Genomic DNA, 14,876 nt, shown 5'->3' with positions numbered 1-14,876 from the left:
TCGCCGCTCACAGGTCTTTTTGTGTTAGCCATCCTTCTAGTTCTTGTTGCTGTCGACGGTGATGCCGTGTATGCATCTCGACAAGCTCGAACCACTCTCTCGCATTCAACCAGCCGAACCCACCGTGAAAGGTCTTCCGATCGTCTGTGGCGTCCCCTAAACGGGCTTCTAACGCATCCATCCTTGAAATCAAGGTGGTCATCCGCTCGAGTAACTGCTCATTCGTATCGGTATTGTTCGGAGGTTGGTTCATCTCGGGAGGGAGCTCGATTTTGATTGGAGGAAATCCACCTTCTCGAAACAACTTCTCCCCAAATGGTGTCTTCTCTCCACCGAGTTGACCGTCTTCTTGAAGACAATGGTCGACTTCATCTAAATACTCATTCGCGACCAACATGATATGATCGTACATCTGACCAATTGACCAAATCGCAGGGGAGCATTTATACCGTAAGTCAGGTTCTGAATAATGTAACAAAGTTTCTTTGAAATGAGTCAGTTCATAACGATTCATGCTGCACCTCTTTTCTGTTTACTTTCAGTATACGTGACTTGTTCGAGTCTTAGGGGAATGTAAATCTAAAAAGGAGAACGTGACGATTTGCCGAAAGAAATATGTAGGACAAATGATAGGGGGATCTATATGTCTCAATGGCTGACGTGGGCGAAACGGATTCAGGCGCTGTCTCAGGCCGGTCTGACGTTCACACATGATCAATATGACCGAGAACGATATGAAGAACTCCAAGAAATCGCAAAAGAGATGTATGAACGACATTCAGACTTACCGAACGAGGCCATCTCTCAATTGACCCATGTTCAAGGGTATCCGACACCGAAGCTCGATGTACGAGGCGTCGTTTTCAAAGGGGACCGATTGTTACTCGTCAAGGAGCGGTCGGACGGGTTATGGACACTACCAGGTGGTTTCTGTGAGGTAAACCGTTCTCCTGCTGCAAATATCATCAAAGAAGTAGAAGAAGAGGCCGGCTTGGATGTGATACCGGTGCGTTTACTCGCCTTATTTGATATGCATGAACATCCACACCCGCCACTTTCTGAGCACTATTACAAACTCTTCATCGAGTGTGCATTGATCGGTGACGGGGAAGGTGCTGCCGGCGTAGAGACGACGGATGTCGGATTCTTTGAACGCGACCATTTACCAGAGCTCTCCCTTGCCAGAAACACGCTCGAACAGATTCATATGTGCTTCGACGCGCACTGGCAAGAAGATGACTGGACCACCTTATTCGATTAGGAGGATTTTTTGATGAAAGTGAGACGATACGGACATATCCACCAACTAACCTTTTACGCTCCCGTTCTTCCGATCAACGTCCAGCTGATCGAACATGAACTCGGGCTCGTCTTGATAGACACGGCGCTAAAACGGAATGCGGCACATATTCTGACGTATATTGAAGAACTCGACAAACCGCTCCTTGCCATTTTATTGACGCATGCCCACGGAGACCATGTCGGCGGGGTAGATGCCATCAAAGCGGAGCATCCACTCGCAGAACTGTTCATTTCCCGGCGTGATGCCCGCTTACTATCTGGAGACCGTTCACTAGATGAGGAAGAAGAGCACAAGATACGGGGTTCCTTGCCGACGATCCGTTCTACACCAGATACGTTGTTAGATCCCGGGGAGCGGCTATTCGGTCTACGTGTTCTTGCAGCAAGCGGTCATACACCAGGATCAATTGCATTTTACGATGAAACGAATCGGATGTTATTCGCCGGAGACGCTTTTCAGTCGCAAGGAGGGGCAGCAGTGGCGGGGGACGTCCGTCCGTTGTTCCCGCTACCTGGTCTTGCGACATGGAACCGATCCGTTGCTGTAGGGAGTGCGGAGCGGCTGGTCGATTTGTCACCACTCCTGACTTTTGTCGGGCATGGTCCGCCACTCAAAGGGACACACCGTCTCTATTTGGCATTGAAGCGGGCGAAACGCAAACAGGCAAGGAAGTTTACTCGATAATGGAGGGATGAGACGATGCAACTAAAAGAAATCCCGATCCATCAATTCGAACAGGCACAGCAGATGCTCGAGATTCAGCGGAATGCATATGCCGTTGAAGCGGAATTGCTCGGATTTGACGAAATTCCGGCACGATATGAGACGATTGATGTCATTCAAAACTTGCCAGGTACGAGCTATGGATTGTATGTCGAGGAGCGGTTGATTGGATTTGTCACCATTGAAGCATCCGAAAACACGGTGGAGATCACAAAGCTTTGTATTGATCCGACATATTTCCGGGCGAGACTGGCGACGACGCTACTTGAGCACGTGTTGAGTATTCATAAAGGACAGCTCGTATACGTGCATACGGGCAAACATAACGGGCCCGCCAAGCGTCTATATACGAAACTCGGATTTGTGCGAAGTACTGAATTTGAACCAGAACCCGGTGTCACATTAATTCGATATACACACTCTTCTTAAATTTCTATCTCATCTCACTATCATAAGTATACTAAGATAATGAGATGAGACTTTATTTTTACTGATAATATATGTTATGTAAACTAATAAAAAAAGAGTATGAAAATACTCTATTTATGATTGCCCCCTTCTTCGAAAATCTTGTACCAATACAAGGTCAAATCAATCTGTGGATTCGCGTGTTGTTTCATTGTATCGACTCCTCCGAGTTGGAATCCCTCTTTTCTATAAAAGCGACATGCAATCAAGTTATCGTTCTGTGCCTCAAGAGATAATCCAGTCAAGTCTCTCTCTTTAGCCCATCTTTCTGCCGTCACAAGGAGCATTCGTCCAATTCCTAGTTTACGGTGTGTCTTTCTGACCGCAATGTTTTCTATGTATGCAAACCGATTCCAATCCTTCACGAGCCGGATTTGCCCGACACATTCATCATTGTCCATCGCTAAATATACGACGCGATTGTCTCGTTCCATGTAATGTCGCCAATCAATCTGATCGTCTGGGAATGATATTTCGTTTCTGTTATCATAAAGTTCTTCTACATATGTCCATTCTCCGTTCATATAACTTGGGATGATTCGACCGATGATTGGAAATGGGTCATTCGCGTCATTCACTTGATTGATAAGTGACTCATTTAGTACATTTAGTTGAATACGACTCATCCGTTCCACCTCTTTTCATAATAAGATTACCTCCATTTGTTCATTTCGATTAACCTAGTTGTTATGTCAGTTGAAAACCTGTTTCATTAATCAGTGATATCTGTATTATAGAAATGAATTTCGCATTCAACGGAATGATAGCGCTTTATGAATAAACGTTTCAATTATGTCTTAAAGCTGTTCAATCTGTAACTCACAGTTGCTAGACCGCTGAAGTCATGCTATTTTTAGACAGATGAAGCATCTAAGGAGGAATTCTTGTGAAACGAACAACAAAAGGTTTGGCAGCAACATTGTTTTTTGCAATCCCACTTGCCGCTTGTGGTGATGATAGCACGAATCAAGCAAATATTACACATTGGGAAAAAATTCAAGAAGAAGGAACATTGACAGTCGGAACAGCTGGTACGCTCTACCCCGCTTCTTTCCGTGAAGAAGAGAGTGATACGTTGACAGGTTTTGACGTGGAACTCATGAAAGAGATCGCGAAGCGCCTCGAGCTTGAAGTCGAGTTCAAAGAAATGGCGTTTGACAACATGTTGACAAGCGTTCAAAACGGTCAAATCGACGTAGCAGCTAATGATATCTCGGTCACCGAAGACCGTAAGGAAAAGTTTGCTTTCTCTAAACCGTATAAATACACATACGGAACAGCCATCGTTCGCAAGAGTGACCTTTCAGGCATTGAATCGCTTGAAGACTTGAAAGGCAAAAAAGCCGCTGGTGAAGCGACGACCGTCTTCATGGATGTGGCACGTCAATACGGAGCTGAAGAAGTCATCTACGACAACGCGACGAACGACCAGTACTTGCGTGACGTCTCGACAGGACGTACCGATGTCATCTTGAACGATTACTATCTTCAAACACTAGCTCTCGCCTTCTTCCCAGAGTTTGATATCACGATTCACCCTGATATCGCTTATAACCCGCAAGAAGTCGCATTCTTGATGGATAACGAAAACGACGAGCTTCAAGAGAATATCGACCGTGTATTAGAAGAGATGCTCGAGGACGGTACGGTCAAAGAGTTGTCAGAGCAATTCTACAACGGGGCCGACGTCTCGGTTGAACCTGATGTGGACGCGACAATCGTCGAGACGAAGTAAGGAAATGATATGACGTTCTCAGACATCAAATGGGACGCCATCTTTGACGTAGACCTAGCCATCGAGTCGTTCCCTTATCTGTTAGGCGGATTACCGAACACGCTTTGGATTTCCTTTACGAGCATGTTTTTCGGTCTTGTGCTTGGTCTGATATTGGCGCTTGGGAAGTTGTCTCCGACGCGACTCCTCCGCTATCCATCGACATTTTATATCTCGTTCATGCGTGGTGTGCCCATTCTGATCATCTTGTTCATCCTCTATTCCGGATTCCCGTTCATCGGCATTGAGTTTGCCGCATTGACGGCAGCCATTCTCGGGTTTAGTTTGAACTCTGCCGCCTATATCGCCGAGATTATCCGCTCGTCGATTCGTGCGGTTGATGACGGACAGGTGGAAGCGGCCCGTTCGCTCGGGATGGGGAAATGGTTGACGCTCAAAGGTGTCATCCTACCTCAGGCGACACGGATTGCCCTTCCCCCGCTCTCGAACGTCTTTCTCGATTTGATCAAAGCGAGTTCTCTCGCGGCGATGATCACTGTTCCGGAGATCTTCAATAAAGCAAAAATCGTCGGGGGTCGTGAGTTTGATTATATGACGGTCTATATCGTCGTGGCATTGATTTACTGGGCGATTTGTACGTTCATGTCGTTTTTCCAAGAGTGGCTCGAACGTCATTTTGAACGATATTTAGATTCCCCAAAACGTTGACTGACTGGCTGATGCCGGTCGGTCTTTTTTAGATTATCGTTGGATTTTCCGCACACCTCAATCGTCGATTATGCTATGATTTTCTTAATTATCAGAAAAATATAGGGGGATTTTGAATGGTGCATCCATGGGTTTCACATTTAAATGATCAAGTCATCGGGCAATCAAAAGCAATCAAGCTTGCCTCGATTGCATTATTATCAGGAGGACACGTGTTACTGGAAGACCGTCCAGGAACAGGGAAAACGACTCTCGCCCGAAGTCTCGCGAGTTCTGTATCGGCGACGTTTCAGCGTGTCCAATGTACGCCGGATACATTACCAAGTGACATTTTAGGAATGGAATTGTTCAATCCGACGACGGGAGCGTTTGAACGTCGGACGGGACCTATTTTTACATCAATTCTTCTCGTCGATGAGATCAACCGGACGACACCGCGTACGCAATCGGCCTTACTTGAGGCGATGCAAGAACGTCAAGTGACCCTCGGGGAAGTGTCACTTCAGTTACCGGAACCGTTCTTTATGATTGCTACACAAAACCCGTTCGACGGGCAAGGGACATTTCCGCTTCCACAAGCACAATTGGATCGTTTTCTGTTTAAATTGACACTCGCTCCCCTGTCACGGGATTCAGAGCGTCGTTTGATTCGGAACGAGCATTTGTCGACGGAGCCATTCTCGCTTCAACGTGACGAGCTGTTGAAGATGCAACAAGCAGTACGCGACGTGAAGTTCCATGAGGCGATGGAGGACTATCTCCTCGATTTGATGGAGTCACTCCGTCACCACCGGGATATCGAGGTGGGTCCGAGTCCGCGGGCGACCCTTGCCTATACGATGGCGGCTCGGGCACATGCCTATATGGAAGGACGAGACTTCGTTTCGCCAGAAGACATCCGAGCGCTCGCTCTTCCGATTCTAGGACACCGAATCGTCTTGACTGTCGAAGCTTCCTTGAAGACGAAGCCGACGAAGCTGATCAAATCAGTACTCGAGACCATCCCGGTCCCATCAGAGGTGTAAGATGCAGTTAGTCAGCCCACGCTATCTCGAGTCCGGATACATGTGGCTCTTGTTTGTCGTCGGGGTCTTCACAGCGCTATACGGGAATGTCTTGATTGCGAGCCTATTGATCGGCTTCAGTCTCTATGCCTTGGTCATGCCTGCTTTCATGTTTCGATTGGCAGAACAAGTGCATGTCGACCTCACCGAGGAGTTAAAACTTTTCCCGAACGATGACGCCGTCTACGTGTTAAAACTCGTATCCACTGCAAAAGTACCACTCGGAGTCGTACGGCTATCCGGGTATTTACATCCAACCGTCGAGTCGGAAGGTCACGCGTTTTGGCGCCAGGAGAACTTTGTCGAGACGAATGCAACCGTCGATTTTACCATCCCGCTCCATGCAAAGAAGCGTGGACCCATCCGTCTTGAGGCAATCGGGATAGAAATTCGTGATCCGCTTCGTATGTTCTCTCTATACAAGGAAGACACCCTTCCCCGAATCGGTTATGTGTTCCCTGAGTTTTCACCGTATCCGATCCCGAAACGGCCACCTACCCTCCCCGGTGAGGAGATGGTCCTACATAGCGCCTATCGTGACCCGGAGACGTTCCAGTCGGTCACACCATATCACGGGCAACCGATGCGACAGTTGTATTGGTCCGCCTATGCAAAGACAGGGGAACTGCTTGCCCGTACGGAGCAACCGGTCCAAGCGAATGAGTATGTGATCGTCCTCGATTTGTTGACGAAAGACGGACGAGCCCTCACCTATCAGATGGAGCGACTCATCTCTCAAGCGGCAGCCCTATGCCGCGATTTCGAGAAAGAGAATGCGAGTTACGGTCTCATCGTCCCGACGCTTACAAAAGACGGAATCACATACGACCTACCTCCTGGAAGCGGCGAGGTACATTTCCGTAAGATCATGACGACGTTCGCCTGTCTGTCGGAGAGCGATTTTCCATTGGCACGCTCCTTGTTCGAACGAAAAGTTGCCAAGTATAGCGGGAACCAATCGATTTTACGGTTAGGGGGTGACGGTCAATGAGATGGTTATGGTGGGTCTTCGCGGCATTTTATATCGGTCACGTGTTTCCGCTCCTCTTTTTATTGACGCTACGCCTCCCTCGGAACACACAGCTTATCGTGCAGACGGTCCTTTCAATCGGTGCCCTGTACTTCTCTTATGAGATGAGCATCTTGCTTCTGGTCTTCACGTACGTGCATGCATTTATCCGAACGCTCGATTGGACGGACCGTTACGCGATGGCGAGTGTCCTGTTCTTAGTGGCCGACTGGTTATTCCCACCGGCGACCCAGCCGCTCGCGATGGTGCTCTTTCCGTTCATCTTTTTGATTTGGCAGCGGAATCTTTACTATCGTCGTGATTATAAGCGCATGGTGACGATGCTTGCTCTCGGGCTAGGAATCGGGTTAGCCGTCTCCCTTGTCATCCGGACGATCAAAGAGCTGTTGTTTGGAAATGTCATCGCCTGGATCAGTCCTTTCTTCTTATGGATCGGCAGCTGGTTCGACGGCATCACACTCGATCCGAATGACCGTGTGAACCGCTTCCTCGTGCCAGATAACCCAAACATCGATGCGGAGACAGTGTCACAGGAGACATTACTCCAGTCCGCTTCGAATGAGTCACTCTTTTTCATCGGTATCTTTGTTGTCACCTTGTTGATTGGTGTCGGTTTGTTCTTCTATTTACAGAAGCGAAAAGACATTCAGGAAGACGGGATGATTCCAAAAAGTATTCATCACCCGACTCTTTCAGATAAACGAATTGTTCGTTCCCCAAGACAGATTCAGCTCCTTGAAACGGGGAGGAAGCTCGAACAAGTGCAACCGCGTCTCCGTGAAGAGACGGTATCTGACTGGCTACAACGAATTGGGTTTACGAACCATACCTTATATGCTGAATGGTTAGAGGCGGCGGAATATGGAGACAAGGAAGCTCCAAAAGACGTCAATGAGTCATTCGAGCGTCTTGTCGCACAATTGAAGAAACGTTAAAAAGCATCCGGTGAGGAATTTCCTCTACCGGATGTTTCGCGTTATAGGATCGGACTGAGCAGGCGTGACACGCTCTCTTTAAATCGAATCCAACGGGTCCTCGACTCGTATCGCTCGAGTGTCAATCGTTCGGCACGGGATTCATCCCGTTCGAACGCATCGATGACCGACTGGGCGACATCTCGGTCGAAGACGAGCGCTGAGATTTCAAAGTTGAGACGGAAGCTTCGCGCATCGATATTCGTCGTCCCGATGGAAGCGACCTCTCCGTCAATAACGAGCGTCTTCGCATGGAGGAATCCTTCTTCGTATGTGAAGACCTCGGCCCCGTAGCGTACGAGCTCCGCCGCATTCGCATAAGTTGCCCAGTAGACAAACATATGGTCCGGCTTATTTGGAATCATCAGTTTGATTTTGGTGCCTGCCATGAGAGCAATCCGACAGGCATCAAGGAAGCTCGCATCCGGAATGAAGTACGGTGTCTGAATGTAGATACAATCTTTTGACTGCGTGATCATTTTGACGAGCATGTTCTTCAGGTGCTCCGTCGAGGAGTTCGGTCCTGAGGTCACGATTTGAACCGGTGAAGCGTGATGTGAGATTCCCTCCGTCGGCCAGACAAAGTCGTCTTTCTGAGCCTTCGTTTTTGTCGGGACCGAGCGATTCCAATCTAAAATGAACCGTTCTAACAGTTCTTTGACGGCGTCGCCGGAGATTCTTAAGTGAACGTCACGCCAATAGCCGAAGTGATCATCTTTTCCGAGATATTCATCCCCGACATTGAAGCCACCAATATAGCCAAGTTCACCATCGATGATACAGAGCTTTCGGTGGTTTCGATTGTTGACGCGGAAATTAATGCCGAGTTTGGACGGGAAGAACGATTTGACTTCTCCACCGTGAGTGAGTAGATCCTTAAAATGTTTGTGCCTTAATCCTCTCGATCCGACGGCATCGTAAAGGAGACGAATGCGTACCCCTTGTTTCGCCTTCTCCGTTAACAGACGAATGAGCGACTGACCGAGCGGGTCGTTTTGGATGATGTAATATTGAATATTGACTTCTTTCGTCGCGCGCTCGATATCCTGAAACATCTGCTCAAATTTTTCCGTTCCGTCGTGCAGGACAGTGATATCGTTATGGAATGACATCAGTGCATTCGTCGACACGAGGTTCAGGCGAGCCAGCCTCCGATATTTTAAAAGAATCGGATGATTGAACGGGGCGAGCGAACGGTCGAGTTGCTCGAGTTGTTCTTCGACATGATGGTGATACGCTTCGCGTTTCTCTTCTTCCACTTCATAAAAGTTTTGAGACTTGATCAGTCGGCCGAAGAAGATGTACACAAAGAAGCCGATGAGTGGCAAGAAGAAGAGAACGAGCAGCCATGCCCACGTCGTACCGATGTCCCGCCTCTCAAAAAAGATGATAGTGACGGCGAACGTGAGGTTAAGTACTAAGATGAGCCATGTCAGTATGACGATGATGAGTCCGATTGTTACTTCCATCGTATCCCTCCCTTTCTTTCAATTCTTACCCGAAATCGGGCAATCTTAGCAGATGTTTTTCATGATGTGGGTATACATATATGAAGAAGTAATGAAATGGAGGGTGTTTATGGAAGACATGATGATCGGATTCAGCTTACTTGTCCTCATCGGCGCACTTTCGCAGTTGATTGCATGGCGTTTTGACTTCCCAGCCATCTTGATCATGACGGTTGCGGGTATTTTGGTCGGTCCGATTTTCGGATGGTTAGAGCCGGATTTGATTTTGGGTGATTTATATAGCCCACTTATCTCGATTGCCGTGGCGCTCATCTTATTTGAAGGCAGTCTCAGTCTTGAGTTTAAAGAGATTGATGATTTAAGAAAGCCAATTTTTCGTCTCGTTACCGTCGGTGTCTTCATTTCTTTTATCCTGACATCTATCTTATTGATTTGGATTGGAGATTTTCATTGGTTACCGGCTTTCACACTGGGCGCCATCTTCGTCGTGACGGGACCGACTGTGATCATCCCGTTATTACGTCAAGCAAACTTATCCGTTCGACCTTCGAAAGTGTTGAAGTGGGAAGGGATTATCGTCGATCCACTCGGTGCGTTGATGGGTCTCTTCGTTGTTCGAATCGGGTTTATCCTGTACCAAAACGAGGGGCTTGCAAGTCACTTGCCGTTCTTTTGGTCCTGTATCGTCGCTGTCGCTTTCGGGATTGCCGTCGGGCATCTACTTATCCGCTTGTTCGGAAATGAGAAAGTCCCAGAATATTTACGGACGACTTTGACGTTCTCCGGAGTCCTTCTCGTTTACTCCATCAGTGAATGGGTCATGCAAGAGGTCGGACTATTGGCCGTGACGGCGATGGGGTTAACGATGGCGAACTCCAAACATGGGCATCTCCACATTTTGAAGCAACTTCGTGAATTTAAAGAAAACATCTCTATCTTGCTCGTTTCAACTGTGTTTATCATTTTGACCGCGAGTTTGACCCGCGATAGTTTACTTGCCATCTTCGATTGGCCGCTCCTCTTGTCGATTCTCGCAATATTATTCATCGTCCGCCCCGTCTCGGTGCAAACCTCCTTACTTGGCTCCCCTTTGACGACGAAGGAGCGGGCACTCATCAGTTGGATTGCCCCACGTGGGATCGTCGCCATGACGGTGACAGCATTTTTTGCACAAGAGATTGCGGAACTGGGGATTGAAGACGCAGAACGGATGCTACCGATTACGCTCGGTCTCGTCGTCACGTCTGTCACCTTGCATGGATTGACGATTAAGCCGCTCGCCAAACGATTAGGTTTGACGAAAGTGAAGAATCCTTGGGAAAAGGGTTAAGCACAAAAAAGACACCGCCCGATGGCAGTGTCTTTGATGAGCTTGAATTAGTTCAAGACTTTGATTGTGATTGACTTGCGACCGAAGTTGAGCGCTTGCTCTTGTGTCGGCATCAAGATATCAATTTTGTTACCTTTGATGGCACCACCAGTGTCTCCTGCGATTGCTTCTCCGTATCCTTCAACCCATACTTTAGAGCCGAGCGGAATGACAGAAGGGTCGACCGCGATGACTTTTTGGTTAGGGTTCGAACGAACGTCGATACCTGTCGCTGTGATACCAGAACATCCAGCGCAATATGGCGTATAAGCTGTTGCTTCAACAGTCATTGTCTTACCTGAAGCCGGAGCTTGGGTTTGCGTTGTAGACGATGCTGTTTTTGTTACTGGTGCTGATGTTGAAGTCTTCGGTGCTGATGTTTTCGCATCATTCGCTACCGATGCAGCTGCTGCACCTTTCACGGCGAACTCTTGTCCTGGGAAAATAAGATCTGAATTAAGACCGTTCCAAGTCATCAATTGATTAACAGAGATCCCGTGGTTCAATGCGATACGATAAAGTGTATCACCTGATTTAACTGTATACGTTTTAGATGCAGTAGAAGCTTTCGCTTCTGCCTTTCCAAGTTTCAAGACTTGGTTCGGGTAAATCATATTTGAGTTTAAGCCGTTCGCTTGTTTAATGTCGTTTACAGAGACGTTGTTGTTCACGGCGATACGGTAGAGTGTATCTCCAGACTGAACTGTGTGTGTTGATGCTGCCGAAGCTGGAGCAGCGACTCCTAAACTAAGGCCAGCGAGTGCCGTTAGTGTCAATAGTGGTTTTTTCATAAGAATATTCCTCCCTTTTCTAACGCCCCCTTACTGTAACACCTCTATATTTCATAGCGATTACAGGACGATATGAGAGTCATATCAGTTCATTTACAGAACAATTCATGGGGATGAGAGGATTCAGAAAATTGTTTTAATCCATAAAAACGGCTTCGTAGAGCCATTTTAAGATATAATCAAGAGAGAAATAAGGAGGTTTTGGTCTTTGGAACTATTACTGCTATATTACATTGTGACTAATTTACTAGCGTTTGTGTCATTTTTTGTCGATAAACGACGGTCTCGCGTCGGGGCTTGGCGCATTTCGGAGCGCACGTTACTGACGATGGCATGGGTCGGTGGGGCATTCGGTGCTTATTTGGCGATGCGCATCTTCCGACATAAGACATTGAAGCCGAAATTCCGGATCGGGGTACCAATTGCGATTCTCGTCCATGCGGCTTTTACAGGGTGGCTCATCTTTTAAGCATTATATAGAAGAAACACAACCATGATTAAGATTACAGGGATGAGGAAAATGTTGAAATCGTCCCTGTTTTTGGATAAATCAAAGTATTTCACCCGTTAAAAAAGAAACGAAATATCGGAAAATTACCAAATCGAGGAGATTGTCACTTTGAATAGAACGATACTGTCGAATCAAGGGGTTTCCACATTTACCATCACGAATCAGTTCACGGTACTATTGATCGAATCAGGGATTGTCGATATTCGGGTGAACGGAGAGGATATAAAACTTGTTTCAAAAGAAAGTATCCTGTTGGCGTCTGGACAAAGCTATGTCGTGCAACAGATGGAAGAGACTTCGCAAATCATCAAACTTGAATTTGATCCATATGAGTTATTCCACCCTAAATTGTCCGAAGAATATGTAACGCCATACCTTGCAGGCGATAAAGCCATACATATCTTAAAGCGAGAACGAACACACCGCTCCATCGTTCAAACGATTGAACAAGTCGATAACCATTTGCAGGTAGACGGACCGCTTAAACGGATGGATGCGACACTGCAATGTGCGGTGATCTGGCGTTATTGGATTCAGCAAGATAACCAAGGAATGAATAACGAGAAAAAACTGGAGAGTCTTCGAAACATGCTGGCATATATTCATTTGCAGCTTGAAGATAAACTATCGTTAGCTCAAATCGCAACTGCGGGTGATGTAAGTCGCAGTGAATGTTGTCGGCTGTTTACAACGTTCGGGAACACCTCCCCGCTTGCGTATGTCCAAGTTAAACGAATGGACCGGGCCGCAATCCTATTAAAGGATTCGACTGAATCGGTTGCTGATATCGCCAATCGCCTGAGTTACTCCAGTGTCAGTCACTTCGTCCAGACATTTAAAGCACGTCATTCGATCACCCCGCTCGCCTATCGAAAAAAATACCAAACGAAAAGAGCCGAATGATTCCGGCTCTTTTCGTTTATCTTGCCGTCCAACCACCATCCGCTTTCAGTACATCGCCATTTACAAAACTTGAATCGTCCGATGCTAAAAATAGCGCGACGTTCGCGATTTGTTCGGGCTCACCCATTGGTGCTTCCCCCGCACCTTGGATGGCACGCATCCCGAGTTCGCTCGGAGCGGTGATGGTCGAACCGATATTCGTGTTGACACCACCCGGCGCGATGGCATTAGCGCGAATCTTACCGAGTGTCCCATGGGTCGCTGCAATATTTTTCGTCAACCCGATCAAGGCATGTTTCGATGCCACATATGCTGCGCCTCCGCGAGTGCCGAACAATCCTCCGACAGACGCATTGTTGATGATGACCCCACCACTATCTTGTTTCTCCATCACTTGAATGGCGGCGCGGGCTAATTTCATCGGTCCGGTCAAATTGACAGCAAGGACCCGATCCCACAGTTCATCCGTCACTTCCCCCACCGTCATAAAGTTGTCCATGATGCCCGCATTATTGACGAGAATGTCGACCGACCCGAACGTTTCTTTCGCTGTATCGACGAGACGGTCGATATCTGACTGATTCGTTACGTTACCAGCGATGCCGACGACATCCCCACCTCCCGTCTTCATCTCTTCGACCACTGCCTGCACAGAATCTTCATTCATATCGAATGCGACGACCCGCGCGCCTTCCATCGCGAAGAGTTTCGCGATGGCCCGCCCCATACCAGAGCCGGCCCCGGTGACGATTGCTGTTTTCCCCGAAAGTTTCATCCATCATTCCTCCTTTAAACATAAGAGCACATATGATGCGTAATGATAGAAAGCTACCTATCACTAAGTTATACCCTCATTTGTTCACGAACACCGTGAGAAAGATGGCGAAATTTCTTCAATTGATTTCCAATCATCTTTATACTTGAATGGAATCCATTCTATATAGAGGAGAGATGAAGTGAGACAATTTAAGGCAACCATCCACGGTCAAGGTGACCCTGTCCTATTCCTTCCTGGTGGCGGATTCACCGGGTCTCAAGGACAACAGTTTGTCAAAGCGTTACATAAACAATTTGAAATCCATCTGTTAGACTTACCTGGTTTTGGTGAGAGTGAAGGACTACATACATATGCGACCTCCAAAGTACTCGCAGATTGGGTCGAAGCATACCGAACTTCACGACAATTGGAGTCCATTCGGTTGATCGGACATTCGATGGGGGGTGCTATCGTGCTTGCTTACGCGGTCCATTACCCAGACCGGGTCAGACGGTTGATTCTCCTCGATCAAGGTCATAAACCGAATGCCATGATTCCTTTTCGTGAATATGGCATATTCGGATTCGCTTTCCCCTTGTTGCGACTGCTCTATCACAGTTCCCCGAAGCGCCTCTTGAACTCGATTGAAGCTCGCATGAACAAGAGTGATTCCGTATTTTCCGAGGAACGGTTCCAATTGTTCTGTCGACGGATTGGGGTAGAATCAACATCGATGATTCGAACAGCTTTCGAGCAGCCCGCTCGTCTGTCGACCGGTGGCCTACATTTATTGTTCGGATACGACGGACTGGACTTTAAGAAGTTGTTACGACGAATCAAAGTGCCGACGCAACTCTATTATGCGGACTTCACAGGTATTGATTTGAATGAGGCGAAACGGACGCTCCGGCATGTCAAACGAGCGGAACGAGAGATTCATCCCTCTGTGCAATTGATTGCCGTCCCAGGCGGGCACTTCGTCCAGTGGAGTCGTCATTTCTCGATGGAACACGTCGAGCGGTTCTTACGTACAGAAGAAGGCAACGGATAATTCTCCGCTGCCTTCTTCTT

Annotated in this window: 17 protein-coding genes; 12 read left to right on the top strand and 5 right to left on the bottom strand. The window is 47.6% G+C overall.

What is annotated here, in order from left to right:
• Positions 1-7 precede the first annotated feature (7 nt).
• Positions 8-514, bottom strand: a complete 507-nt coding sequence (locus tag LCM29_RS04370) for a DinB family protein (RefSeq protein WP_224861141.1) — start codon at positions 512-514, stop codon at positions 8-10.
• Between the two features lie 129 nt (positions 515-643).
• Here LCM29_RS04370 and LCM29_RS04365 point away from each other — a divergent pair, with 129 nt between their 5' ends.
• From LCM29_RS04365 to LCM29_RS04355, 3 genes are read left to right on the top strand one after another with little or no spacing between them, the layout of a single operon-like run.
• Complete coding sequence (locus LCM29_RS04365; protein ID WP_224861139.1) at positions 644-1,261, top strand: NUDIX hydrolase; 618 nt, start codon at positions 644-646, stop codon at positions 1,259-1,261.
• Between the two features lie 12 nt (positions 1,262-1,273).
• Positions 1,274-1,987, top strand: a complete 714-nt coding sequence (locus LCM29_RS04360; RefSeq protein WP_224861137.1) for an MBL fold metallo-hydrolase — start codon at positions 1,274-1,276, stop codon at positions 1,985-1,987.
• A 15-nt stretch (positions 1,988-2,002) separates the two neighbouring features.
• Positions 2,003-2,455 carry a GNAT family N-acetyltransferase gene (locus tag LCM29_RS04355; RefSeq protein ID WP_214782950.1) on the top strand — a complete coding sequence of 151 codons (453 nt, stop codon included), beginning with the start codon at positions 2,003-2,005 and terminating at the stop codon, positions 2,453-2,455.
• Between the two features lie 110 nt (positions 2,456-2,565).
• Here the strand turns inward: LCM29_RS04355 and LCM29_RS04350 are convergent, their stop codons facing one another.
• Positions 2,566-3,120, bottom strand: a complete 555-nt coding sequence (locus LCM29_RS04350) for a GNAT family N-acetyltransferase (RefSeq protein ID WP_224861135.1) — start codon at positions 3,118-3,120, stop codon at positions 2,566-2,568.
• 260 nt (positions 3,121-3,380) lie between these two features.
• Between LCM29_RS04350 and LCM29_RS04345 the strand changes: the two genes are divergently transcribed.
• The 5 genes from LCM29_RS04345 to LCM29_RS04325 all read left to right on the top strand — a co-directional run bounded on the left by LCM29_RS04345 (position 3,381) and on the right by LCM29_RS04325 (position 7,966).
• Positions 3,381-4,229, top strand: coding sequence for a transporter substrate-binding domain-containing protein (locus LCM29_RS04345; protein ID WP_224861133.1), 849 nt, complete (start codon positions 3,381-3,383; stop codon positions 4,227-4,229).
• 9 nt (positions 4,230-4,238) lie between these two features.
• Positions 4,239-4,937: an amino acid ABC transporter permease gene (locus LCM29_RS04340; protein ID WP_214874398.1), complete on the top strand. Its 699-nt coding sequence runs from the start codon at positions 4,239-4,241 to the stop codon at positions 4,935-4,937.
• A 116-nt stretch (positions 4,938-5,053) separates the two neighbouring features.
• Positions 5,054-5,962 carry an AAA family ATPase gene (locus tag LCM29_RS04335; RefSeq protein WP_224861131.1) on the top strand — a complete coding sequence of 303 codons (909 nt, stop codon included), beginning with the start codon at positions 5,054-5,056 and terminating at the stop codon, positions 5,960-5,962.
• Between the two features lies 1 nt (position 5,963).
• Positions 5,964-6,992 carry a DUF58 domain-containing protein gene (locus tag LCM29_RS04330; protein ID WP_224861129.1) on the top strand — a complete coding sequence of 343 codons (1,029 nt, stop codon included), beginning with the start codon at positions 5,964-5,966 and terminating at the stop codon, positions 6,990-6,992.
• On the top strand, positions 6,989-7,966 hold the full coding sequence (locus LCM29_RS04325) for a hypothetical protein (protein WP_224861127.1): 978 nt from the start codon (positions 6,989-6,991) through the stop codon (positions 7,964-7,966). Before LCM29_RS04330 ends, LCM29_RS04325 begins: the two co-directional genes overlap by 4 nt.
• Before the next feature lie 41 nt (positions 7,967-8,007).
• On the opposite strand, the gene cls is transcribed toward LCM29_RS04325, so the two are convergent.
• Positions 8,008-9,474: a cardiolipin synthase gene (cls, locus tag LCM29_RS04320; protein WP_224861125.1), complete on the bottom strand. Its 1,467-nt coding sequence runs from the start codon at positions 9,472-9,474 to the stop codon at positions 8,008-8,010.
• Positions 9,475-9,583: 109 nt separating this feature from the next.
• Between cls and LCM29_RS04315 the strand changes: the two genes are divergently transcribed.
• Positions 9,584-10,804: a cation:proton antiporter gene (locus LCM29_RS04315; RefSeq protein ID WP_214874393.1), complete on the top strand. Its 1,221-nt coding sequence runs from the start codon at positions 9,584-9,586 to the stop codon at positions 10,802-10,804.
• A 47-nt stretch (positions 10,805-10,851) separates the two neighbouring features.
• On the opposite strand, the gene LCM29_RS04310 is transcribed toward LCM29_RS04315, so the two are convergent.
• Positions 10,852-11,634 carry a LysM peptidoglycan-binding and 3D domain-containing protein gene (locus tag LCM29_RS04310; RefSeq protein ID WP_214874392.1) on the bottom strand — a complete coding sequence of 261 codons (783 nt, stop codon included), beginning with the start codon at positions 11,632-11,634 and terminating at the stop codon, positions 10,852-10,854.
• A gap of 208 nt (positions 11,635-11,842) precedes the next feature.
• On the opposite strand from LCM29_RS04310, the gene LCM29_RS04305 reads away from it, so the two are divergent.
• Complete coding sequence (locus LCM29_RS04305; RefSeq protein WP_214817614.1) at positions 11,843-12,103, top strand: DUF1294 domain-containing protein; 261 nt, start codon at positions 11,843-11,845, stop codon at positions 12,101-12,103.
• Positions 12,104-12,253: 150 nt separating this feature from the next.
• The gene (locus tag LCM29_RS04300) at positions 12,254-13,048 is read left to right on the top strand and encodes an AraC family transcriptional regulator (RefSeq protein ID WP_224861123.1); all 795 of its coding nucleotides are present in this window, start codon (positions 12,254-12,256) and stop codon (positions 13,046-13,048) included.
• 16 nt (positions 13,049-13,064) lie between these two features.
• Here the strand turns inward: LCM29_RS04300 and LCM29_RS04295 are convergent, their stop codons facing one another.
• Positions 13,065-13,823 carry a glucose 1-dehydrogenase gene (locus LCM29_RS04295; RefSeq protein WP_224861121.1) on the bottom strand — a complete coding sequence of 253 codons (759 nt, stop codon included), beginning with the start codon at positions 13,821-13,823 and terminating at the stop codon, positions 13,065-13,067.
• Between the two features lie 181 nt (positions 13,824-14,004).
• Between LCM29_RS04295 and LCM29_RS04290 the strand changes: the two genes are divergently transcribed.
• Positions 14,005-14,856 carry an alpha/beta fold hydrolase gene (locus tag LCM29_RS04290; RefSeq protein ID WP_224861119.1) on the top strand — a complete coding sequence of 284 codons (852 nt, stop codon included), beginning with the start codon at positions 14,005-14,007 and terminating at the stop codon, positions 14,854-14,856.
• The last annotated feature ends 20 nt before the right edge of the window (positions 14,857-14,876 follow it).

Origin of the sequence: Exiguobacterium aestuarii (genome assembly GCF_020171655.1) — a bacterium.
In the GTDB taxonomy this organism is placed as follows: Bacteria; Bacillota; Bacilli; order Exiguobacteriales; family Exiguobacteriaceae; genus Exiguobacterium; species Exiguobacterium aestuarii_A.
This window is presented reverse-complemented; position numbering and strand designations above follow the sequence as displayed.

Coding starts and splice junctions, on each gene's coding strand:
- LCM29_RS04365 (WP_224861139.1), top strand. CDS start 644: ATGTCTCAATGGCTGACGTGGGCGAAACGGATTCAGGCGCTGTCTCAG.
- LCM29_RS04310 (WP_214874392.1), bottom strand. CDS start 11,634: ATGAAAAAACCACTATTGACACTAACGGCACTCGCTGGCCTTAGTTTA.
- cls (WP_224861125.1), bottom strand. CDS start 9,474: ATGGAAGTAACAATCGGACTCATCATCGTCATACTGACATGGCTCATC.
- LCM29_RS04355 (WP_214782950.1), top strand. CDS start 2,003: ATGCAACTAAAAGAAATCCCGATCCATCAATTCGAACAGGCACAGCAG.
- LCM29_RS04340 (WP_214874398.1), top strand. CDS start 4,239: ATGACGTTCTCAGACATCAAATGGGACGCCATCTTTGACGTAGACCTA.
- LCM29_RS04325 (WP_224861127.1), top strand. CDS start 6,989: ATGAGATGGTTATGGTGGGTCTTCGCGGCATTTTATATCGGTCACGTG.
- LCM29_RS04350 (WP_224861135.1), bottom strand. CDS start 3,120: ATGAGTCGTATTCAACTAAATGTACTAAATGAGTCACTTATCAATCAA.
- LCM29_RS04360 (WP_224861137.1), top strand. CDS start 1,274: ATGAAAGTGAGACGATACGGACATATCCACCAACTAACCTTTTACGCT.
- LCM29_RS04315 (WP_214874393.1), top strand. CDS start 9,584: ATGGAAGACATGATGATCGGATTCAGCTTACTTGTCCTCATCGGCGCA.
- LCM29_RS04370 (WP_224861141.1), bottom strand. CDS start 514: ATGAATCGTTATGAACTGACTCATTTCAAAGAAACTTTGTTACATTAT.
- LCM29_RS04335 (WP_224861131.1), top strand. CDS start 5,054: ATGGTGCATCCATGGGTTTCACATTTAAATGATCAAGTCATCGGGCAA.
- LCM29_RS04330 (WP_224861129.1), top strand. CDS start 5,964: ATGCAGTTAGTCAGCCCACGCTATCTCGAGTCCGGATACATGTGGCTC.
- LCM29_RS04295 (WP_224861121.1), bottom strand. CDS start 13,823: ATGAAACTTTCGGGGAAAACAGCAATCGTCACCGGGGCCGGCTCTGGT.